The 20,723-nt window shown below is 41.0% G+C and carries 20 protein-coding genes and 1 pseudogene; 3 read left to right on the top strand and 18 right to left on the bottom strand.

Annotated elements, in window-relative coordinates; all coding sequences use genetic code 11:
- Positions 1-417 precede the first annotated feature (417 nt).
- The 8 genes and pseudogenes from BM122_RS25040 to BM122_RS09455 all read right to left on the bottom strand — a co-directional run bounded on the left by BM122_RS25040 (position 418) and on the right by BM122_RS09455 (position 5,508).
- Positions 418-708: a fatty acid desaturase gene (locus tag BM122_RS25040; protein ID WP_083398433.1), complete on the bottom strand. Its 291-nt coding sequence runs from the start codon at positions 706-708 to the stop codon at positions 418-420.
- Positions 680-1,372, bottom strand: a complete 693-nt coding sequence (locus BM122_RS09480; protein WP_083398432.1) for a fatty acid desaturase — start codon at positions 1,370-1,372, stop codon at positions 680-682. Before BM122_RS09480 ends, BM122_RS25040 begins: the two co-directional genes overlap by 29 nt.
- 222 nt (positions 1,373-1,594) lie before the next feature.
- Positions 1,595-2,926, bottom strand: coding sequence for a pyridoxal-dependent decarboxylase (locus BM122_RS09475; protein ID WP_177198086.1), 1,332 nt, complete (start codon positions 2,924-2,926; stop codon positions 1,595-1,597).
- A gap of 303 nt (positions 2,927-3,229) precedes the next feature.
- Complete coding sequence (locus tag BM122_RS09470; RefSeq protein WP_074905339.1) at positions 3,230-3,748, bottom strand: DUF2780 domain-containing protein; 519 nt, start codon at positions 3,746-3,748, stop codon at positions 3,230-3,232.
- A gap of 452 nt (positions 3,749-4,200) precedes the next feature.
- Positions 4,201-4,452: pseudogene (locus BM122_RS25970) on the bottom strand (IS66 family transposase); the annotation flags it as partial.
- A 133-nt stretch (positions 4,453-4,585) separates the two neighbouring features.
- On the bottom strand, positions 4,586-4,810 hold the full coding sequence (locus tag BM122_RS09460; protein ID WP_256211978.1) for an IS66 family transposase: 225 nt from the start codon (positions 4,808-4,810) through the stop codon (positions 4,586-4,588).
- 237 nt (positions 4,811-5,047) lie between these two features.
- A complete protein-coding gene (locus BM122_RS22360) occupies positions 5,048-5,293 on the bottom strand; it encodes a hypothetical protein (RefSeq protein WP_143083384.1) in 246 nt (81 codons plus the stop codon).
- Positions 5,269-5,508: a hypothetical protein gene (locus BM122_RS09455; protein ID WP_074905337.1), complete on the bottom strand. Its 240-nt coding sequence runs from the start codon at positions 5,506-5,508 to the stop codon at positions 5,269-5,271. The genes BM122_RS22360 and BM122_RS09455 overlap by 25 nt, the downstream gene beginning before the upstream one ends.
- Before the next feature lie 685 nt (positions 5,509-6,193).
- On the opposite strand from BM122_RS09455, the gene BM122_RS09450 reads away from it, so the two are divergent.
- Positions 6,194-6,832, top strand: coding sequence for a YbhB/YbcL family Raf kinase inhibitor-like protein (locus tag BM122_RS09450; RefSeq protein WP_371264909.1), 639 nt, complete (start codon positions 6,194-6,196; stop codon positions 6,830-6,832).
- A gap of 140 nt (positions 6,833-6,972) precedes the next feature.
- Here the strand turns inward: BM122_RS09450 and argB are convergent, their stop codons facing one another.
- Entirely contained in the window at positions 6,973-7,866 is an 894-nt protein-coding gene (argB, locus tag BM122_RS09445; RefSeq protein ID WP_074905336.1) for an acetylglutamate kinase, read from the bottom strand.
- A gap of 343 nt (positions 7,867-8,209) precedes the next feature.
- Between argB and BM122_RS09440 the strand changes: the two genes are divergently transcribed.
- Both BM122_RS09440 and BM122_RS09435 read left to right on the top strand, forming a co-directional pair.
- On the top strand, positions 8,210-8,794 hold the full coding sequence (locus tag BM122_RS09440; RefSeq protein ID WP_083398430.1) for a BON domain-containing protein: 585 nt from the start codon (positions 8,210-8,212) through the stop codon (positions 8,792-8,794).
- 28 nt (positions 8,795-8,822) lie between these two features.
- Positions 8,823-10,190 (top strand): FAD-binding oxidoreductase, encoded by a 1,368-nt coding sequence (locus BM122_RS09435; protein WP_074905335.1) that lies wholly within the window; start codon positions 8,823-8,825, stop codon positions 10,188-10,190.
- 65 nt (positions 10,191-10,255) lie between these two features.
- Here the strand turns inward: BM122_RS09435 and cyoE are convergent, their stop codons facing one another.
- The 9 genes from cyoE to BM122_RS09390 all read right to left on the bottom strand — a co-directional run bounded on the left by cyoE (position 10,256) and on the right by BM122_RS09390 (position 20,664).
- Complete coding sequence (cyoE, locus tag BM122_RS09430) at positions 10,256-11,149, bottom strand: heme o synthase (protein WP_074905334.1); 894 nt, start codon at positions 11,147-11,149, stop codon at positions 10,256-10,258.
- Between the two features lie 101 nt (positions 11,150-11,250).
- Positions 11,251-11,832 carry an SCO family protein gene (locus BM122_RS09425; RefSeq protein WP_074905333.1) on the bottom strand — a complete coding sequence of 194 codons (582 nt, stop codon included), beginning with the start codon at positions 11,830-11,832 and terminating at the stop codon, positions 11,251-11,253.
- Positions 11,804-12,517: an SURF1 family protein gene (locus BM122_RS09420; protein ID WP_074905332.1), complete on the bottom strand. Its 714-nt coding sequence runs from the start codon at positions 12,515-12,517 to the stop codon at positions 11,804-11,806. The genes BM122_RS09425 and BM122_RS09420 overlap by 29 nt, the downstream gene beginning before the upstream one ends.
- A gap of 153 nt (positions 12,518-12,670) precedes the next feature.
- Positions 12,671-13,519, bottom strand: a complete 849-nt coding sequence (locus tag BM122_RS09415; protein ID WP_074905331.1) for a cytochrome c oxidase subunit 3 — start codon at positions 13,517-13,519, stop codon at positions 12,671-12,673.
- Between the two features lie 31 nt (positions 13,520-13,550).
- The gene (locus tag BM122_RS09410) at positions 13,551-13,760 is read right to left on the bottom strand and encodes a DUF2970 domain-containing protein (RefSeq protein WP_074905330.1); all 210 of its coding nucleotides are present in this window, start codon (positions 13,758-13,760) and stop codon (positions 13,551-13,553) included.
- A gap of 54 nt (positions 13,761-13,814) precedes the next feature.
- Positions 13,815-14,345: a cytochrome c oxidase assembly protein gene (locus tag BM122_RS09405; RefSeq protein ID WP_074905329.1), complete on the bottom strand. Its 531-nt coding sequence runs from the start codon at positions 14,343-14,345 to the stop codon at positions 13,815-13,817.
- 119 nt (positions 14,346-14,464) lie between these two features.
- Positions 14,465-16,039: a cytochrome c oxidase subunit I gene (gene ctaD, locus BM122_RS09400; protein ID WP_074905328.1), complete on the bottom strand. Its 1,575-nt coding sequence runs from the start codon at positions 16,037-16,039 to the stop codon at positions 14,465-14,467.
- Between the two features lie 62 nt (positions 16,040-16,101).
- Positions 16,102-16,935, bottom strand: coding sequence for a cytochrome c oxidase subunit II (gene coxB, locus BM122_RS09395; protein ID WP_074905327.1), 834 nt, complete (start codon positions 16,933-16,935; stop codon positions 16,102-16,104).
- Positions 16,936-17,904: 969 nt separating this feature from the next.
- Positions 17,905-20,664 (bottom strand): valine--tRNA ligase, encoded by a 2,760-nt coding sequence (locus BM122_RS09390; RefSeq protein ID WP_074905326.1) that lies wholly within the window; start codon positions 20,662-20,664, stop codon positions 17,905-17,907.
- Positions 20,665-20,723 lie beyond the last annotated feature (59 nt).

Genomic DNA, 20,723 nt, shown 5'->3' with positions numbered 1-20,723 from the left:
CTAACAGCCGAATCGATGAATTGTTGCCGCTTGCACCGGAGGCTATTGAAGCATTATTGAAGGAACGTGGGTAGGTGGTGGGGTTGGAGGGATACATTAGAAGTGCCAGGGGTGGCGCTTGGCAGAGATAACTGAATAAGCATTCAATTGGTCAATATTCCGCATCGCAGCATTCAACCGCGAGATTTTTATGCACCCAGATTTTGTGTTGTTCCACGCTACAGTCTATTGAAAAACGTATTCGAGACAGTTAATGTAAATAGAAATAGGCAAAAAAGCAAAGTTTATACCTGATAAACGAGCATCTTGAGCCTGTTTTTAACACTACAGTGGCAATGTAGATAGTTTTTCAGCAACCTACTAATGGAAAATCTGGGTTTATTCATGCTGTAAACAATCTCGCGCCAGCGTAGCCAGTTATTCACTCCTTGCTTCAGAATGTTGAAGGTATCTAAGGTATTTCCAAATTCCATAAAAAACATTTTTCTCATTAACGAGTTGCTCCCGCTGGAATATTGCATGAACCTTTGGCAAATTACAGTACGCAATCCCAGGATAAAAATGGTGATAGGGATGTAACGTAAAATTAAGATTGGGCAACAGTAACTTTTCCCACCAATTTAATATGATCAGTGGCGAGGACTCTATAACACTTGCGCCGGGCAAATTGTAAATATGCTCACTGAATGCCCAAAGACGTACAAACATAGGAAAAATTGTCAATAAAGGTAACAAACCAATACATTAAAAAAACTTGCCACATTTCAGTATAAATCAATATTGCCAGCACCCCTATATAGAAAGTAGGACGCACCCATTTTGGAAGAGAATAAGGTCGCTTAAAAATATGAGGACTATCCAGGCGTTTTCCTTTAAGTAATTTTATGAAACTCAAGCTGAATAAATCACTTGCTACAAGCTTAATAAGCCGCCTCGCAGACATGGGAAATGTCCAATCAATACCTGATTTACGTAAAAAATCCGGATCATTCTCTGTGAAATAATATTTATGATGCGCCAAATGAACTTTGGCATAGCCTTCTACTGTGATTCCTAATGGGTAGGCTGCGAGTAAATTAACGATTAAATCCCCATATTTTCCCCGGAGCCCGAGAAAATGTACCTGTTCATGCACTAACAGAGCAAGAATGCTAAGACGTGTTGCAACAAAGACCATAACCAGTAAACTCATCCAAATATTGTCGAGATAAACAGCCAGCGTTATTGCTGCAAAGATGACTCCCCAAGCACTCAATACTTGAAACAAGAATGCCAAGGGTTGCGCGCCACTAAGATTCTGGATTTCAGCACGCGCCTGATCAGATAAGCTATTTTTATCACCCAGAAGCGCTAATGGAAGGCACTTCGACATATTGAAAATCTCCTAAAATTTGGGTGCTTTGAGAATACCAATAAAATAAATCGTGAAAGCATTAAAAAACAATCAAAAAACTATTCTTTCCGGAAATTTTGCCAACTTATCTTCGCTTCCCCTCTGAGTATTACGATCGTGATTTTTTACCGATCATTGTGGACAACGCCTCATTAATATACTTTAAAAAAATTTCATATTAATGCCCTATCGGGAACAAAGTTAACCTTCCTTTTTCCCCAAATCAGTTAGAAATCGATCCAGAATTTCCTTGCTGGCATGAGGCATCACGACCACATGCACATAAGGAACACGTTCCTTATCGATCTCCACCCCCATGGCCGCCAAACTATAGCGATTAACCACGGTATCACTTGGTTTTCTGAAATAAATCGTATTGGATTGGCGATTGGCTCTCATAGGTTGTAAATAATCGTAGTGCGCCACCACTTCCTTAAATAAATAGGTAGTATTATCCAGCATGCTTTTGGCATCAGCAACTTGCTTGCTAAAGGCCGATTCCGAACTAAAAAAATAAAACTCAGCAGGCTTTACCGCATCGCGCGAACAAGTAATTGTTCCAGGTATCTGCAAAATATATTCAGGATCATGAATATGGCCAAACTGGGTAAGAAATGTCTCAAAATTTGCCCTGGTCGTGATAAATAAGCCTGCTGGTGCAGGGAATCCAAAAAATTTGTGACATGAGACGGCAATAGAATCATAACGATTTACTTTTCTCCCTGTTCCCTCATCTGGGACTTCATGTAACAGCTCGGCCGCAAATTGGGTATGTGGCAGATAACCACCAAACAGCGCTGCATCCAGATGTAGATAAGATGTGCGACCTGTTAGCTTTGCTCGAATACCTTCTATGGAATCGACAGCACCTTTGAAGGTTGTGCCAATCGTTGCCACCACCAAAGCTGGATGATTGGGGTTGGCATTCATTTGCCGTTCCAGATCGTCAGTATCCATGCTGCCATCATGATTGGTGCCGACTACCACCCATTCCAGATTTAACAAATCCCTGAGAATCTGAATTGAGTAATGCGCTTCTTTTGTAAAATATATTTTAGGCATCTCCCCTGTTTGGCTTTTAAGAATTGTGCGCCCCATATACAAACCATGCATATTACTGTCTGTACCGCTATTCGAAAGAAAACCCCAGATATTGTCTTGTGAAAAACCATACACTGCTCCAAACCGGTTTATAAGCTCTCTTTCAAACAGATGACCATTAAAAGGGATGTGGCTATGAGCGTAGGGATTGCCCACGTTGTTAAAACTAAACTGATTAAGACCAACTGCAAATAACTCTTTGCGCCAGGCGAAAAATTCCTCCGATGGCGTAGTCATATTGATTGGATACCCCAGAAGCAAATTTTTTTGCTGTGACAGCCCTTGCATGCTTTTTAGCATTTCAGCAGAGGACTGCTGCGGATGGGACAAAAGAGCGTGACCCAGTGTTATATTAGGGTAGCAGGTTGCCACCAGGGCGGTAGCGCTACTCAAACCAAGGAATTGCCGACGATTCATCAATATAGGTTTCATTTCCTGGACAATCATTTAAATGAATTGTAATTATAAATAAGAAAATGAAGCAAAAAGGAGATTCATTTTTTTCGTTTCTTCTTTTTAATTAACTCATACTATTTCCAAATCAAATATGACGCGTAGAGCGAGCTGAAGACAATAAATAATACGGCAAGGCAAAGCCGACAGAATCAGGCTTGATTTAGAAATGGAATAACACAAGAACAGCATTACCACAGCTTGTATTAAGAAGATCAGGAGATCCGTCCGCTTACTGCAGAAAATAGCATCAGCCGGGCAGATCTCCTTTCATTGAAAAAGCTACATGCCACCCATCAATGCGGATTTAAGTGCGGCCGCAACGGTACTGCCGCCACTACTTTCAACATATTGCACTATGGTAGGTATAAATTTTTGGACCATTTCAGGCTTCAAGCCAATTTCCAAGAAAGTAGCTGCCATACCACCTCCTCCAAGTGGACTTGGCGGAGGTGCAACCGTCAATAAATGAGGTATTTCAGGAACTGCATCAGTCAGCGCGGTAAAATCCTCTGCTGACATTTTGGTTTTGGCTAACTGGAACAGAGAACCTGCTCCCGCTTCAGCCTGCCTCTGATTGATGCCAAATTGCTGCATTAACTCTTTGGTCAGTCCAGTTGCCGGAATTTCGGCTGGCACGGCCGTTTTTGCAGCCTCGCTGCCTGGTAAAACTTGTTTACCCTGCTCTAAAGTTTCACTAGCACTTGGAAGCTCCCCCAAATCGATCGCGCTTGCATGACCGGGCACAAATAACGCAATACTGAATGAAAAACATGCACTTATCAATCTGATTGTTTTCATCACTCACACTCCTCTATATAAAAAGACTGTTCTTGATATGAAATCAGAATCACATAAATAATTTAGATAGTTAGATAAATATTATTCCCTCTATTTTCGTAATGATCAAAAATTTATGGGAATTATTAGCTTACCACTGATTCTTTGGATTTTTGAGAAAGAATGATTTGCGCTGACACGGTAACAATACTATTTAAAGGTTAGGCGTCGGCTATTTTCATTTGATTTATATAATAAAATTTCGTTCTCACAAATCCAACAAGTTCAAGACCATCATCATGCACGCCTATTCCAATGATTGATTTTATAATAACTACTCACCCCATACTTTATGAGCTTCACTGGCCAGCGCTATTTGAATAGCGATAAGTGGGTTATCCCCTCTATTGGCCTGGATTGCAGGTAGCTCAGAATTTCAGAATTCGGCAATAGGCATGAACCTATTCGCTGACTCTGAAACAACCCGAGATCTTTTGTTTAACCTTTGACATTCTCAGGTCCCGCTCTGCTCTGTTATTGGTAAACGACCCATGTGGGTCTTTCGCAAACAGCAGCACCGCTGCCTCGTGAATTTTCAGTCTTTCCCAAAGATTGTATGCATCAGATTTGGCAAGTTTGCCGCGTTTCCCATGGGGTTTAGGTCGGCTGATCGGCAGTTCTTTTTCAGCACGCGTTAAGATATGCCGGTAACGTTTTTTCCAGATGGGCGAACGCTTTGTCGCTCAAACGCTTTTCTGTACTACTGGAGACTTCTTTGCAGGCTTCCGGTAGCAGGCGTTTCATATTGCGTACCCAGGCATAATTGTGCGCGTCAACAATAAAAGTAAGCTCGCACAACTAATGTGAACCGCATAGTCCATGGCTGCAGTCGGGGTATGATAAATAGGATGAGTAGCCATCATGAATAATGGCATCGCCATAGCGTGGAAGGATGTTAATTGCTTCGATCGCCGCTTCACCCCGAGCTTGGTGCAAAAACTTGAGGGTGATGTCATTTGACGAATAGGCATGCATCCAGTCGTTCTTCATGTCAACCCGGAAAGACGTTTCATCGACGTTGATCGTCGGGAATTGATTATCTTCTCGAAGCTCGCTGCTCCCAGCTTGTCAGTACCTGATGAAGACGCAGCACGAACTTTAATAAGCTGACTCCAGCAATTACGACCCTGATCATCGATTTCACCAACTTCTGCACCCGGTTTAGAACAACCATCCGACCGATCAGTAAGTTATTCCATTTCTAAATCAAAACTGACTTTGTCGGCTTTCCTTTGCCGTATTATTTATACTGTCTGCGGCTCACCTTCGTGTCATTTTTGATTTAGAGATGGAATTAATCACTAAAGCCTTTAAACCATCGACATATTGTAACGGGCCGTGCATGTCCGGCAGGAAGACACCTTTTACCGTAGCACCACAAGCTGGACAGCGTGTGATTTCAGCGTCCACATGATCAATGACTTTCTCAAATACCATATCGATCTTGATGCGCCTTGCATAATTGATACAGGGAATATTACTCAGATCTTGTGATCTTGTGCGCACGCTTCGTAGGCGAGCACTGGAGAAACCGTAACGGTTTCGTTAACGCGGGTATTGCTGGCCTGGTCTTTGTTCTCACTTTTGCTTTTGCTGTTACTTCCAGGATGACTTAACACGGATTCATCTTTCGAGGTTGGTGAAGAGGGTTGGCTGGAATGGCTACTGTCTTTTTTAGTACTGCACTCAAGAAAGATCGCCAGAATCAGTCCGACCATCATAAACAGGCTATTTATGATCGCCTGGCTTTCAGAAGATCATTTACCTTCAGCACCAAGACGATCAAAGTCTGCTTTTAAACGGCTGACTTCATCTCTAACTGAAGTTTTATCCAAGTTCGCCATGTTGATGTATATGGATTATTATCGATAACACCATCATAACACGGCTTTTTTTGGCGTCCGGTAAGCAAGTCAGTGAGGATAAACTAAACTCATCCAGACAAAACAGCAAAACCATACTGAAAATGGCACATCACTGGTTCTAAGGTGACTACCGTGGATATTTACCAGTACGGCACAAAATTGAATTTTTGTCGTCCAAAAACCTGTGAAGTGTTTTTGCGATTATTTTTAATGATTTCGGGGGAGTAAGTCGTTACGAATAGGAATATTATGGAGTACAGTAGCAATAAATCATTTGTAGATTTATTAGGATTCAAGTCATCGAATTTCACTTATAGCTTTATCGCATGGCTTTTATATCCTTTTACACTAAATTAGGCAGACGCAGACTCAAAAAATTATTAACTTCTAGCACCCGATTAGTATTTGATTGCGACTCTTTTAGATCAATAAACTCTTTTTCTTTACTCATATATGCGTTATAAAAGTAGGATGTCAGTTTTTCTCATTGAGTCAGTTATTGATAGTTGTTAATTGATAATTTGCAGAAGGAGACAAGAACATGAAACATTTTCGTGAAGCTAATCCAGGAAACACCGGTTGTATTTATTTTTTCCATCTGGTAATAATAACAATATTCACAATCATGCTTTTTTTCATCCCTATTCAAACTAGCCGTGCAGAAACGAGCACGTCTCAAATTAACAAGGAAAATATTATGACACTCTCACTGATATCTCCTTCCTTTTCCCCTAATGACATGATTCCAAGTCAATACACTTGTGACGGTCAAGATATTTCCCCAACCCTTTCATGGTCGGGCGTACCTGATCAAACCAAAAGTCTCGTGCTGATCGTTGATGATCCAGATGCGCCTGATCCGGCTGCTCCTAAAATGACTTGGGTGCATTGGGTGCTATACAATATCCCTCCTCAGGCTAATGGTCTACCCGAAAATGTCGCAGTGAATGAACTGCCAGCAGGAACCTTACAGGGAATTAATGATTGGAAGCGTACAGGTTATGGCGGGCCCTGTCCACCCATCGGCATTCATCGCTATTTTCATAAACTTTATGCACTCGATACTGTACTGCCTGATTTGAAGCATCCTACTAAATCGGAGCTGGAAAAAGCCATGCACGGTCATATTATTATGCAGGCAGAATTGATTGGCCGCTATCAACGGAGTCATCGCAAATAAAATTGCGGCGACCTAAAAACGGCTACCTCCGCTGCAAGCAACGGAATACGAATGCCGTTTTTTTCCTACAGGACACCTACTGGGCTATTTCTAACGCCCCCGAGGAAGCGGGAAACTGTGCCCAAAAAGATTAAGGTTATTTAATTTCCCATGATTAATGTACCCACACCTTCATCAGTCAATATTTCCAGCAAAAGTGCATGCGCTACGCGCCCATCAATAATATGGCAGGATTTCACTCCATTTTTTACTGCATCGAGTGCCGAACCGATTTTGGGCAACATACCTCCTGAAATGGTTCCATCTGCAAATAATTCATCGACTCTTTTAGCAGTCAGTCCAGTAAGTAGATTGCCATTTTTATCCAGTACACCGGATGTGTTAGTGAGGAGTATCAGTTTTTCAGCTTTCAAAATTTCAGCAAGCTTGCCTGCAACTAAATCCGCATTGATGTTGTAGGATTGACCATCTTCACCGACACCAATCGGGGCTATAACTGGGATGAAATCACGTGTATCAAGTAATGCGATGAGGGAAGGATCGATTTGTTCAATTTCACCTACTTGGCCGATATTGATCCATTCGCCTGCTTTCTCTTTATCTTGAATCAACATTTTTTTTGCTCGGATAAAAGCACCATCCTTACCGGTCAGACCCACTGCACGACCACCATGGCGGTTAATAAGATTGACGATTTCTTTATTGACCAATCCCCCCAGCACCATTTCGACGACATCCATGGTTTCTGCATCGGTTACCCTCATTCCTTGAATAAAAACGCCTTCTTTTCCAACACGCTTTAGCATCTGGTCGATCTGAGGTCCGCCACCGTGAACAATAACAGGATTCATCCCAACTAGTTTTAGTAACACCACATCACGTGCAAAACCCTGTTTGAGATCTTCTTCAACCATTGCGTTACCACCATATTTAATAACGATGGTTTTATTATGGAAGCGTTGTATATAAGGAAGTGCTTCTGCAAGAATTTTGGCTTTCTCTTTTGCAGTAGATGAAGATAAAGATAACGTCATTTTATATTCCTATAAATATTTTTAGTAAGATGCTTTTAGTATAGAGAAGATATCAATCAGTATTTATTACATCAATTCGAACCGGATCATATAAAGCTTTTATCGAGAACTGAACTGTATTGCGGCTTTATAAATTGTTTTTTTTAGATGCTTACCCACTTTTAGCGTCACATCTATTTTTTATGAGTACGCTTTATATAAAATAAGGAAGCGTATTATTGGTAGGTAGTAATCAATTATCGGGTTTAGATTTATGTTATTTTATGGGTCAGTAAAATTTCTGATTTAACGTTATTTTACTGCAATATCAAGCATAATTTTACTCATACTTAAAGCGAAGCTAATGAATAATATAAAATATTATCCTTTCCTACTGATGTTATTCTTATTTATCTTGAGCGGCTGTGTACCCCTTGTAGTTACTGGCGTGGGTGTAGGAGCAGGAACAGGCGCCCTTATGAGTGAAGACCGTAGAAGTAGTGGTACATTTATAGATGATCAAACAATTGAACTTAAAACGAATAGGAGAATCGTTGAGCAGCTCGGGCACGATGTTCGTATTAATGTCACCAGCTTTAATCGGAATGTACTCTTGACCGGAGAAGCACCCAATGAATCCATAAAAAGTGAAGCAGAAAAAATCACTAAGGGAGTGGATAATGTTCAGAACGTTTATAATGAAATTTCCATATCCGAAAAAAGTGCCTTATCTGCGCGCACTAACGATACTTTGATCACCTCTAAGGTTATCGGACGTTTTCTAAATGAAAGAAAATTTCAAATTAATTACGTGAAAGTAGTCACTGAAAATAGCGTCGTTTATTTGCTTGGGCTTGTTACGCGCGAAGAAGCAGAAAATGCCGCGCAAATTGCCAGTACTACTGCAGGGGCAAGGAAAGTCGTTAAGGTATTTGAATATTTAAATTAAGATTGCTAATCATCAATCATTGAAGTAGATGTTGCCATTAGAATTTATCAATCAGCTGTCTGAGTTACTCCCCGCCGATCGAATTTATACCGATCCCGTAGAATGTTATACCTACGCCTACGATAATAGTAGAAAAATTTTCCCACCAGAAGCCGTAGTTTTTCCACTTACCACTGAAGAGGTAGTGGCTATCGTTTCGCTTTGTAATACGAATAAAATCCCTCTGACACCTCGTGGGCGAGGGACAGGCACAGCAGGTGGTAGCCTCCCAGAGAAAGGTGGGATTGCGCTATCCTTAGAACGAATGGTGCGCATTATTCGTGTTGATCCAGCAAATCGAGTTGTTGTCGCAGAACCTGGCGTATTGAATCAAGAGATACAGAATGCAGTTAAGCCATACGGTTTTTTCTGGCCTCCTGACCCTTCAAGTGCAGCTTTTTCAACCATCGGTGGAAACCTTGCCACCAGTGCTGGTGGCCCTCATGCTGTGAAATATGGTACAACTCGTGATCACGTTTTGGGGCTAAAAGGAGTAACTGGTGCCGGTGAAGTAATTAAGACAGGCTGTTATACAACCAAGGGGGTCGTTGGGTATGATCTAACGAGACTACTCATCGGTTCTGAAGGAACCTTAGCTGTTATTACAGAAGCTACTCTTAAGCTGACTCCTTTACCCGAGAAACAAGGAGGTCTGGTTGCCTATTATTGTGATGCTATCAGTTGTGCAGCTGCCATCGTGGCGATTATGGGGATACCCAGAGGGCCCAGTGCGCTTGAATTTCTGGATGCAGGCTCGTTAAGCCTTATCCGGGCACGTTTTCCTGATTTACTGCCAACCAATTGCCAAGCAATGCTCATGATCGAAGTAGATGGATCGCAAAATGAAATTTCTGAAACCATCAACGGCATCTTATCTGTTTGCCGCAATTCTGGCCTGTTGCAGGCTGAACAAGTCATTAATTCTGAAAGCTTGTGGAAAGCTAGAAAAGCTTTATCGCCTCTATTGCGTGATATTGCACCAAAGAAAATTAATGAAGATGTAGTCGTACCCGTTAATACGCTACCTCAGTTTTTAGATGAATTAACCCAACTTGCAACCCAGTATCGCATTGTTAATGTAAATTTTGGTCATGCTGGTAATGGCAATATTCACGTTAACTTACTCATTGATCCAGACGATATAGATGAAAACTACCGTGCCGAAAGATGCTTAAATGAAATTTTTGATCTCGTCATCAGGCTTAATGGAACGCTTTCTGGTGAACATGGTATTGGCAGTGAGAAACGTGCTTATATTCCCAAAGAAATTGATTCTACCACGTTGACCTTGATGAAAAGGATCAAGCAGCTATTTGATCCCAACGATATTCTTAATCCTGGCAAATTATTTCCTTGAATAAAAAACCCCCGTCTTTAGGATGGGGGTTTTATCTTCGTTAGAAACGATATATCAATTCTAACTTAGAAATGATAATAATGGTCCACAAGTAAAACGACAAATAACAAAGCTAGATAAATAATCGAATATCTGAATGTAGTACGTGCAAGCTGATCACTATATTTGAGATAAATTTGCAAAGCGTAGTACAGAAAAATGGCATCCAATACTAATGCCCCTGCCAAATAAATTAATCCGCTCATTTGGGAAATATAGGGAAGTATCGTAACTACACAAAGTATGAGCGTATACAACAAAACATGGAGACGAGTGAAGTTATCGCCATGCGTCACAGGAAGCATAGGCATACCGATCTGAGCATATTCATGCTTTCTGTATAATGCTAACGCCCAAAAATGGGGCGGTGTCCAAGCAAAAATGATTAAAAACAACAATAGCGCATCAGGAGAAATTTGACCAGTTACTGCGGCCCAACCAAGAACAGGTGGCATTGCGCCAGATGCTCCACCTATCACAATATTTTGAGGAGTCAGTGGTTTAAGTATTAATGTATAAATAATTGCGTAGCCGACAAATGTCCCCAGAGTAAGCCACATAGTTAAAGGGTTTACCCATTGATGAAGTATGAATAATCCTGAGCCACCTATCAATCCTAGGAAAAATAATGTTTCTGGAACGCTGACTTTGCCCTGTGGGAGAGGGCGTCCACGAGTTCGCGCCATCACAGCATCAAACTTTTGTTCTACCAGGCAATTTAATGCAGCAGCTGCCCCAGCGACTAAAGCGATACCGAGCGTTCCAAAAAATAGAATATCGATTGGTACCGCGCCAGGAACAGCTAAAAACATACCTATTACTGCTGTAAAAACTATTAGTGAGACTACCCGAGGTTTTGTAAGCCGGTAAAATTGATTTATTCTTGATGTTGTTTGTCGCCATACTAAACTAGCACTCATTACATACACCTCCTAAACAATCATGTTTGATCTATTCTTTAAATTACTTACTACATACTCTTGTTAACACTGCCACGCACCAAAATATATGGATAACAAACTCAGTGTTCGAAATGAGAAAGCTTCAATAGATGCTTTACATCTTTCGAAATTTTCGAAGGATCAGCATCCTTTGGGAATCTCATCATTAAATTTCCCATTGGATCGACCACATAAATATGATCGTGCTGCGACAGTGCAGCAGGAAATTCATTTAGCAACTCACTATCTTTTGCACTTAGAAGTACCGTACCCTCATATTCATTCTTAATATCTTGATCAGGAACATAATGATCATCAATTAACCAGATTCTTTCAATCCGATCTTTTTCTGTATTCTGAACTAGACGAACTTGCCTCATTTGATAAAGCTTCTTTTGACAATACTCATTACATTGTCCAGAATCGATAGTAATTAATGACCATTTTCCGTGCATATCTCGTGCACGGAAAATAGTATTATTCTCGATATTAAGTGCCTGACCTTTTAATGGTTTTACTTCCAGCAACTCACCGTAATTGACCGTACCTTCTGGGCGAATTTCTAGAACGTGAAAGAAATATGATGCAATGACCGGAGACAGCATCACTAACGCTAACAGAAGGAATTTAATTTTATTTTTTCGAGCTATTTCGTTTGACATTTAATACTAAAAATATAATACATGTTGTCACAGCTAACAGAAACCATTGAACTGCGTATCCGATATTCTTTGAGGCACCTGAATCAGGCCGTACCCATTGACGTATCAATCCATCATCAATTTGATTATCCTGCTGCAACAATAAAATTGGTTGTAGTGCAAGCCCTGTTGTTTGTTGATAAAGATCAAAATCTAAATTTATCCAAAGCTTACCCGCTGCTTTTTCTCTCGAAAGTTGCATCGTTTTTATTGTTGGCGAAGTCACCATCCCAGTCACTTTTACTTCTTCCTGTGGATAAAAAACAACAGGAAGTTGTGTGCGATCTTTGTTCGAGGCTATCCAGCCACGATTCACCAAAATATGCAGAGAGCTATTTGCAATTTTAAGAGGTGCAAGAATCTCGTAACCGGCTACCCCCTGATGTATTTTATTATCGAGGTAGATGGCATGATCCTCAATAAACCTACCTGTCACTTCAACTTGTCGATATTGAAAATCTTCTAATTTAATCGATGTTGAAGGTAAGGTTACAACTGCTTCCTGCGTATATTGCTCAATCTTTTCGTGCCGTAACTCTTTCTCATTTGCTCTCGAGAGCTGCCAAAAGCCAAGTCGCGTAAAGATTAATATGAAAATTATGGTTAATAAAACTACCCACCATCGTGGTTTGAATTGATAATTCATATTTTTTATTTATCACTCTTACCTCGAATGGTTACATGCACATGGCTTGTATCTCAGACTAGTTGGCTCAGCTTTGTTTCCAGACTCTTGACATTCTTAACTAAGGAATCAAGAGTCTGGTATATAACTAGCTAGCTATGACTCAAATTTTGCTTATACTAAGTAAACAAATATGAACAATCCAAGCCAGACCACATCAACAAAGTGCCAATACCAAGCAACACCTTCAAACCCAAAATGATGTTCAGGTTTAAAGTGTCCTGCAGCACATCTAAAATAGATGACAGTCAGCATAATGGCCCCTAAGGTAACATGGAAACCATGAAAACCAGTCAACATATAGAATGTTGAACCATATGCGCCGCTGGTCAGTTTAAGATTCAAATCAGCGTATGCATGGCTATATTCATAGATCTGACAGGCAAGGAAGGTAAAGCCTAGTACTATGGTTGCAAGCAGCCACATTTTGAGTGCGGGACGTCGATTCTCCTTAAGTGCCCAGTGAGCAAGCGTCACCGTTACTCCAGAAGAAAGTAATAAAAAGGTGTTAAAGGCTGGCAAACCCCAGGCACCCATAGGGGTAAATTTCTCAGTAATACCAGGCCCTGCAGTTGGCCATCCACCCGTGAAACTAGGCCACAATAAATCATGTTCTGCATCAGCTAATTCTGGAACTGTAAGTACCCTCATATAATAAAGTGCACCAAAAAAGGCTGCAAAGAACATTACCTCTGAGAAAATAAACCAGCTCATCCCCCAGCGGAATGATTTATCTTCCACTTTTCCATATTTACCAGCTTCACTTTCTCTCGCCACATCACCAAACCAGCCAAACAGCATATAGATGAGAATAGCAAAACCTATACCCAACATGTAATAGCCTGCGGGTATTTTATTCATTGTAAATGCTGCACCAAACCCTAAAAAGAATAGTGCCGATGATCCTACAATTGGCCATTTAGATGGTGCCGGCACATAGTAGTGTCCAGTTCCTTGACTCATTACCAACCCTCCTGATTTATTTTCTAATAAATTAACTCGTTACTACTTTAACCAACGTCAATATACTCAATACAAAAATTACTCCACCAATAAGCCCACCAATTACTACCTGGTGTGGTTTTATCATTTTTGCATCTCGATCGAGATCGTCTTTCTTACGTATACCTAGAAATGACCAGAATACTGCTTTTGCTACTTGCATTGCTGATGCTTTCTCAGCTGGTTGTTCTGTATTATTCATTAATCCAATCCACTGTTAATTAACTTACAAGTTTCTTATTTGATCATACATTTTCTATTTACCTGGTTGTAATGCAAAAAAAGTGTAGGAAATAGTGACTGTATTGACATCAACAGGTATTTGAGGATCAATGACAAACTTCACAGGCATTTGCCTTGTTTCACCAGGCTTAAGCACCTGTTTAGTGAAGCAGAAGCATTCAAATTTCTTCATGTATTTTTCCAAGAAACGTGGACTGTAACTTGGTATTGCCTGTCCACTAATTTCTTGATCCGAGACATTACTAATTTCATACATCACTTCTAATGATTCTCCAGGATGTATTTTTACGTTTGATTGTAGCGGTTTAAATTGCCAAGGCAAGCCGCGCACATTTGCGTCTAACTCTATCGCAATTGTGCGCGTCATATCTACTTTAATATTTTTATCTACCACATCCGGTTGTAACAGATTATTTATTCCGGTGACTTCACAAAACTTTTCATACATCGGAACAAGCGCGTAACCAAAACCAAACATGATCACTGAAAAAATCAGCAGCTTCTTCAACATTTCCAAATTGATCTTAGTTACGCCTTGTGTCATTGTTTTATTAGCACCGTTACAAAATATATTACAGCCATTAGGATAAGCAACAGAAAAGCAGTCCTCAGTTTTTTACGCTTTAGATCTCTATCATTATCTTGCGACATACACGCTTCGCTTTATTTAATTACTGGCGGTGTTTCAAAAGTATGATAGGGTGCTGGCGAAGGCAACGTCCATTCCAATGTGTTTCCACCTTCCCATGGTCTATCAGCAGCTTTTTCCCCACCTCGGATACATTTAATTACAATATAAAGGAAGAAAAGCTGTGTCAATCCAAATCCAAAAGCGCCAATACTGGAGATCATATTGAAATCAGCAAATTGTAATGAGTAATCCGGAATTCGGCGTGGCATACCGGCTAATCCAAGGAAATGCTGCACGAAGAAAGCAACATTAAAGAAAATCATGGATAACCAGAAATGCATGTTAGCCAATTTAACATCGTACATACGTCCGCACCACTTCGGCAACCAGTAATATACTGCCCCAAATATAGCGAACAACGCGCCCGATACCAGCACATAGTGGAAATGTGCAATGACATAGTAAGTGTCTTGTACTTGGATATCAATTGGCACAATTGCACAAATTACGCCGCTGAAGCCACCAATCACAAACAGGAAGATAAACCCAATTGCAAATAACATTGGCGTTTCAAAAGTCATCGATCCACGCCACATTGTCGCAGTCCAGTTAAAAACTTTCACACCGGTAGGTACAGCAATCAGCATAGTGGCATACATGAAGAACAACTGACCGACCGTTGGCATGCCAACCGTGAACATATGGTGTGCCCATACTATACAAGATAAAATAGCAATTGATGCGGTTGCATACACCATTGATGAATAACCAAACAATGGTTTACGGGAGAATGTTGGAATGATTTCGGACACAATACCGAATGCTGGCAGAATCATGATATAAACTTCAGGATGTCCAAAGAACCAGAAGATGTGCTGAAAAAGAACAGGATCACCCCCACCTGCCGCATTAAAGAATGACGTACCAAAATGACGATCTGTCAGTAACATAGTTACTGTACCGGCCAAAACAGGCATTACCAATACTAATAGATAAGCAGTAATCAACCATGTCCATACAAACATCGGCATTTTCATCAACGTCATACCGGGTGCGCGCATGTTGAGAATGGTAGTGATAATGTTAATTGCGCCCATAATTGAAGAAGCCCCCAGAATATGAACAGCAAAAATCATCATGTCGACCCCCATGCCACCTTGCGCAGAAAGCGGTGGGTAGAATGTCCAGCCTCCTGCAGCAGCACCACCCGGCACAAAGAACGAGGACACCAATAACATACCTGCTACCGGCAACAACCAGAAGCTCCAGTTATTCATCCGCGCAAATGCCATATCGGGAGCACCTATCATCAGAGGTACCTGCCAGTTAGCTAATCCCACGAATGCCGGCATAATCGCGCCAAACACCATGATTAAACCATGCAGTGTGGTGAACGAATTAAAAAGCTCCGGCTCTAAAATTTGTATACCCGGCATGAACAATTCTGCACGAATTCCCATTGCCAGGAAACCACCAACCAAGAACATGGCAAAACTGAACCACAGATACATCGTGCCAATATCTTTATGATTGGTTGTTGTTACCCAGCGCATTATGCCGCTGGGATGATGGTCGTGATGACCATGAACATCTTGAACTACTGCCATGATTATTCTCCTTAGTACTTACTTCTTTGTTTTCTGAAATTACATCTCATGCGATTGAAATATTAATTCCCAACTGCTGCCGTGTTAACGACTGCTGCTGACGCTTTCTTCTTATCAGCAACCCATTGCGTGTACTTGTCTGCCTCCATCACCTCAACCACTATTGGCATATATCCATGATCCTTGCCACATAGCTCAACACACTGGCCGCGGTAAACACCCGGTTTATTTGCCGTAAACCACGTATCACGTATAAATCCTGGGATTGCATCTTGCTTGACTCCGAAAGCAGGCACCCACCATGCGTGAAGAACATCATTAGCTGTTGTGATTACCCGAATCTTTTTGCCCACAGGCACGACAACATTATTATCCACTTCCAGCAAATAATTTTCTCCCTTAGCTTCTGTGCCTTTCACTTGAGCAACTGGCGTAGATAGTTTACTGAAGAAGCTGATCCCCTCCCCTTCTCCCTGAAGGTAATCGTAACCCCACATCCATTGATAACCTGTGGCCTTAATAGTAATATCAGGCTCACTAGTATCTTTCATCGCAACGACAGTTTTAGTGGCCGGAAATGCCATAGCAATAAGAATCAGAAGTGGAATAGCCGTCCAGATAATCTCTACAACAGTACTATGATGAAAATTGGCAGCCTTATATCCAGTTGATTTACGGTGTTTCAGGATGGAGTAAAACATCACACCAAAAACAACAATAAAAATTGCCAAACAAATCCATAGCGCCAATATATGCTGATCATAGGTTTCTTGTGCAATTACAGATTGTGGCTGCGGATGAAAATACTTACTGGTCTCATCTAGCGAAAACGCCATACTTGAGTATAAAGCAAGTGTTGCGGACCCCAGTAGGGTCATTACTGATTTACTGCTCATATATTCCCCCCACATAAATTACAAATTTAAGACTAATTTACATACTTAAAAAACACGACCATTTGAATCAAATGGCTACACAAACTACCTGACTACAGATTACTTCATGCTAAAACTTCTATTGATCTCTGATAGTTTTTAATCCTACCAAATTACCCAATAATACTGGCAAGAATTCTAGCATGTCAGATTTGTGCTAACAAGGGAAAATCATGATTTTTATAGAAAAATTCCCCTGTTTTGAATGTGGTGATTTTTTTATTTACTATACTTTTAGTTTAAAAGTGGCATGTTTTTTTACCAAAAAAAGACCCTAATTAACCGTTGCAATAATAGCTTTTTCAAATCTTATTTAATATCATCGCAAAGAAAAAATTAGATATAAGCAAGTGCTCTCTCATGTTAAAAAACACAAAAAAAACTGGAAAATCTATTATTACCCTTGATACTCTTGCCAAAAAAGCGATATTAATGCAATCTAATTACTTAAAGAAAAATAAACAAACGTTAATTCAACCAGTAAGTACCATAGCAGATTATTGAAATAGAAAATAAATCTATCTCCCCTTCTGCTGTAATACTTTTTCAATAAACTCAGACGAATTACTCAGACGAATTATCGTCAATATCCCTATACCCAGCCGTATTTTTATTCCTTCCAAACGGAACTGGACTATGTATTAAGCTACAAGCGCATTATCTAATGCTTCACTACTTACGCCCATTACACAGTCTTTGCATTTTTTGCCTATCCTTTTTACTCACTTGGCATCAATGAAGAGCTTCACTCGTGACAAAAATATCTTATGCTCTATTTACACCGCCTACGATATCGAAAATGATTCGAGTATCAGCAAGCAAATAATAAGATTTGGGCGATCAGAAAACAACAAAGTATTTTCCGTTGCCAACTATAGCATCACTATCAATCACACTAAGCAATGTTTTTTAAAAATACATACTTAAAAATCAGCTTAATTTTTGTAATTGCTCTATCAATTTAGTCAACATTGCCTTAAAATTTTCCAAACGCTCTTTCTCCTGTGTAACTACTTTTTCTGGTGCGCGTTGCACAAAATCCGGATTATCAAGCTTTGTTGTTGCCTTATTGATCTCCCCTTCCAGACGAAGAATTTCTTTTTGAAGTCGCACGCGCTCTGCTGATACATCTATTTTAATTTTAAGCATCAATCGAAATTCACCGACAACAGCAACAGGCGCATCTGCATCAGGCAAACCATCTGGCATAATTTCCACATCAGATAACTTAGCCAGTGCTACTAAATAACTAGAAAAACCTGCCAAGGCGGATTGATTGCCTTCAATTAACAAGGGGATTCTCTCTGCTGGCGACAATTTCATTTCTCCACGTAATGCTCGGCATGCATTTACAATCTCTTTGAGTAGCGCAATGCGTCTATCGGCTTCTTTGTCAATATGCGTGAAATCGGCTAGTGGATAAGATTGATGCATGATGCTCTTACCTTTTTTATCAGCCAGAGGTGCAATTCTTTGCCACAATTCTTCAGTAATAAAGGGGATCACAGGATGCGCCAGCCGGAGAGCCGCTTCAAGTACGCGCACTAGCACGCGACGTGTAGTACGCTGTTCAATACCTTCTCTTGAGCTTAACTGAACCTTAGCAAGCTCTACATACCAATCGCAGTATTCATCCCAGATAAATTCATAGAGTTCGCGTGCGGCAATATCAAAGCGATAATCATTAAAAGCTTGCCTCACGCCCTGCTCGGCTAGTTGCAGTCGACCGATAATCCATTTATCAGCGTGAGAAAATGCCAAAGGCAACGTTTCATCCAAACCGACGTCTTTCTCCTCACAATTCATGAGGACAAACCGAGTAGCATTCCACAGTTTGTTACAAAAATTTCGATAGCCTTCGCATCGCTGCAGATCAAATTTAATATCCCGTCCATGTGAAGCTAAACTGGCGAAAGTAAAACGCAGGGCATCGGTACCAAATGCAGGTATTCCCTGCGGGAATTGCTTACGTGTATTTCTCTCGATTGATTCGGCCTGTTTAGGATTCATTAAGCCTGTAGTGCGCTTTTTGATCATTTCGGGCAGCAAAATACCATCGATCAGATCAAGTGGATCCAATACATTTCCCTTGGATTTACTCATTTTCTGGCCTTCCGAATCGCGGATTAATCCAGTCACGTAAACTTCACGAAATGGCACTTTCCCAGTGAAATGCAGTGACATCATGATCATGCGTGCCACCCAGAAGAAAATGATGTCAAAGCCTGTTACCAGCACCGAGGTCGGTAAAAAGGTCTTGAGCTCGGCTATTTCCTGTGGCCATCCAAGTGTTGAAAATGGCCATAATGCGGAAGAAAACCAGGTGTCAAGCACATCTTCATCTTGCCTAAGATTTTCTTTACCTGATAACCGCTGTGCTTCCTCAAGATTATGCGCAACCGTTACATTGCCATCCTCATCATACCAGGCAGGAATCCGGTGGCCCCACCACAATTGGCGCGAAATACACCAATCCTGTATATTTTCCAACCACTGGTTATAAACATGCGTCCAGTTCTCCGGTGTAAATCTGACCTCACCATTGGCTACCACTTCCAGACCAGGTTTGGCCATCCCTTCCATCGTCACATACCACTGATCAGTTAGCATCGGCTCAATAATAGTTTGCGTACGATCTCCTCGCGGCACCATCAGCTTGTGTGGTCGCGTTTCGACCAGCAATTCTTGTGCTTTCAGATCACTAATAATCTTCTTTCGCGCCTCAAAACGGTCCAATCCTTGATATTCGACCGGCGCAAAATCATTAATTTTTCCGTTGGAGGTAAAAATATTAAGTGGAACCAGCTTATGACGTAAGCCGACTTGATAATCATTAAAATCATGCGCGGGTGTGATTTTCACGCAGCCCGTACCAAAAGTCGGATCGACATATTCATCAGCAATAATAGGAATCGTACGCTCAGACAAGGGTAATCGGAGATGCCGCCCAACCAAATGACGATAGCGTTCATCCTCTGGATGAACAGCCACTGCCATGTCTCCTAGCATCGTCTCTGGCCGTGTTGTCGCAACAATTAAGCCACTCTCCTGCAATCCAGTACCGCAATCCTCTTCGAATGGATAATAAATATGCCAAAGTGAACCTGTTTCTTCTGTCGATATGACTTCCAAATCAGACACTGCAGTTTGCAGGACAGGATCCCAGTTAACTAGACGCTTGCCACGATAAATCAATCCTTCTCGATATAACCGTACAAATACCTCTGTCACTGCTTGAGAAAGCTTTTCGTCCATGGTAAAACGCTCACGCGACCAATCGCAAGAAGTACCCATCCGCCGCATCTGACGCGTAATAGTTGAACCTGATTCCTCTTTCCATTGCCAAACACGCTCGAGAAACGCCTCACGTCCGAGTTCTCGCCGATTAATATTTTCTTGATCTAATTGACGCTCAACGACTATTTGTGTCGCAATACCTGCATGATCTGTCCCAGGCTGCCATAGTGTGTTATCACCCATCATACGATGATATCGAATCAATGCATCCATCAAAGTGTGCTGAAACGCGTGCCCCATATGCAGGGTGCCCGTTACATTGGGAGGTGGCAACATGATGCAGTAAGCAGCAGCTCCTTCCTTATTTGATGGCTTGAAATAACCTGATGACTCCCATATTGAATACCAGTGAGCTTCTATGACTTTCGGATCAAAACTTTTTGCAAGTTCCATGGAAATTAAATTATTAAATTAGCAAAAACAGAAAATTCGCCATTATATCGGAAGGTACC

The sequence above is a fragment of the Nitrosomonas communis genome, from assembly GCF_900114745.1.
Taxonomy (GTDB): Bacteria; Pseudomonadota; Gammaproteobacteria; order Burkholderiales; family Nitrosomonadaceae; genus Nitrosomonas; species Nitrosomonas communis_A.
The sequence above is the reverse complement of the archived record's forward strand: the minus strand, read 5'-3'. Positions and strand labels throughout refer to the sequence as shown.

Coding starts and splice junctions, on each gene's coding strand:
- BM122_RS25040 (WP_083398433.1), bottom strand. CDS start 708: ATGTTTGTACGTCTTTGGGCATTCAGTGAGCATATTTACAATTTGCCC.
- BM122_RS09480 (WP_083398432.1), bottom strand. CDS start 1,372: ATGTCGAAGTGCCTTCCATTAGCGCTTCTGGGTGATAAAAATAGCTTA.
- BM122_RS09475 (WP_177198086.1), bottom strand. CDS start 2,926: ATGAAACCTATATTGATGAATCGTCGGCAATTCCTTGGTTTGAGTAGC.
- BM122_RS09470 (WP_074905339.1), bottom strand. CDS start 3,748: ATGAAAACAATCAGATTGATAAGTGCATGTTTTTCATTCAGTATTGCG.
- BM122_RS09455 (WP_074905337.1), bottom strand. CDS start 5,508: ATGATGGTCGGACTGATTCTGGCGATCTTTCTTGAGTGCAGTACTAAA.
- BM122_RS09450 (WP_371264909.1), top strand. CDS start 6,194: ATGAAACATTTTCGTGAAGCTAATCCAGGAAACACCGGTTGTATTTAT.
- argB (WP_074905336.1), bottom strand. CDS start 7,866: ATGACGTTATCTTTATCTTCATCTACTGCAAAAGAGAAAGCCAAAATT.
- BM122_RS09440 (WP_083398430.1), top strand. CDS start 8,210: ATGAATAATATAAAATATTATCCTTTCCTACTGATGTTATTCTTATTT.
- BM122_RS09435 (WP_074905335.1), top strand. CDS start 8,823: ATGTTGCCATTAGAATTTATCAATCAGCTGTCTGAGTTACTCCCCGCC.
- cyoE (WP_074905334.1), bottom strand. CDS start 11,149: ATGAGTGCTAGTTTAGTATGGCGACAAACAACATCAAGAATAAATCAA.
- BM122_RS09425 (WP_074905333.1), bottom strand. CDS start 11,832: ATGTCAAACGAAATAGCTCGAAAAAATAAAATTAAATTCCTTCTGTTA.
- BM122_RS09420 (WP_074905332.1), bottom strand. CDS start 12,517: ATGAATTATCAATTCAAACCACGATGGTGGGTAGTTTTATTAACCATA.
- BM122_RS09415 (WP_074905331.1), bottom strand. CDS start 13,519: ATGAGTCAAGGAACTGGACACTACTATGTGCCGGCACCATCTAAATGG.
- BM122_RS09410 (WP_074905330.1), bottom strand. CDS start 13,760: ATGAATAATACAGAACAACCAGCTGAGAAAGCATCAGCAATGCAAGTA.
- BM122_RS09405 (WP_074905329.1), bottom strand. CDS start 14,345: ATGACACAAGGCGTAACTAAGATCAATTTGGAAATGTTGAAGAAGCTG.
- ctaD (WP_074905328.1), bottom strand. CDS start 16,039: ATGGCAGTAGTTCAAGATGTTCATGGTCATCACGACCATCATCCCAGC.
- coxB (WP_074905327.1), bottom strand. CDS start 16,935: ATGAGCAGTAAATCAGTAATGACCCTACTGGGGTCCGCAACACTTGCT.
- BM122_RS09390 (WP_074905326.1), bottom strand. CDS start 20,664: ATGGAACTTGCAAAAAGTTTTGATCCGAAAGTCATAGAAGCTCACTGG.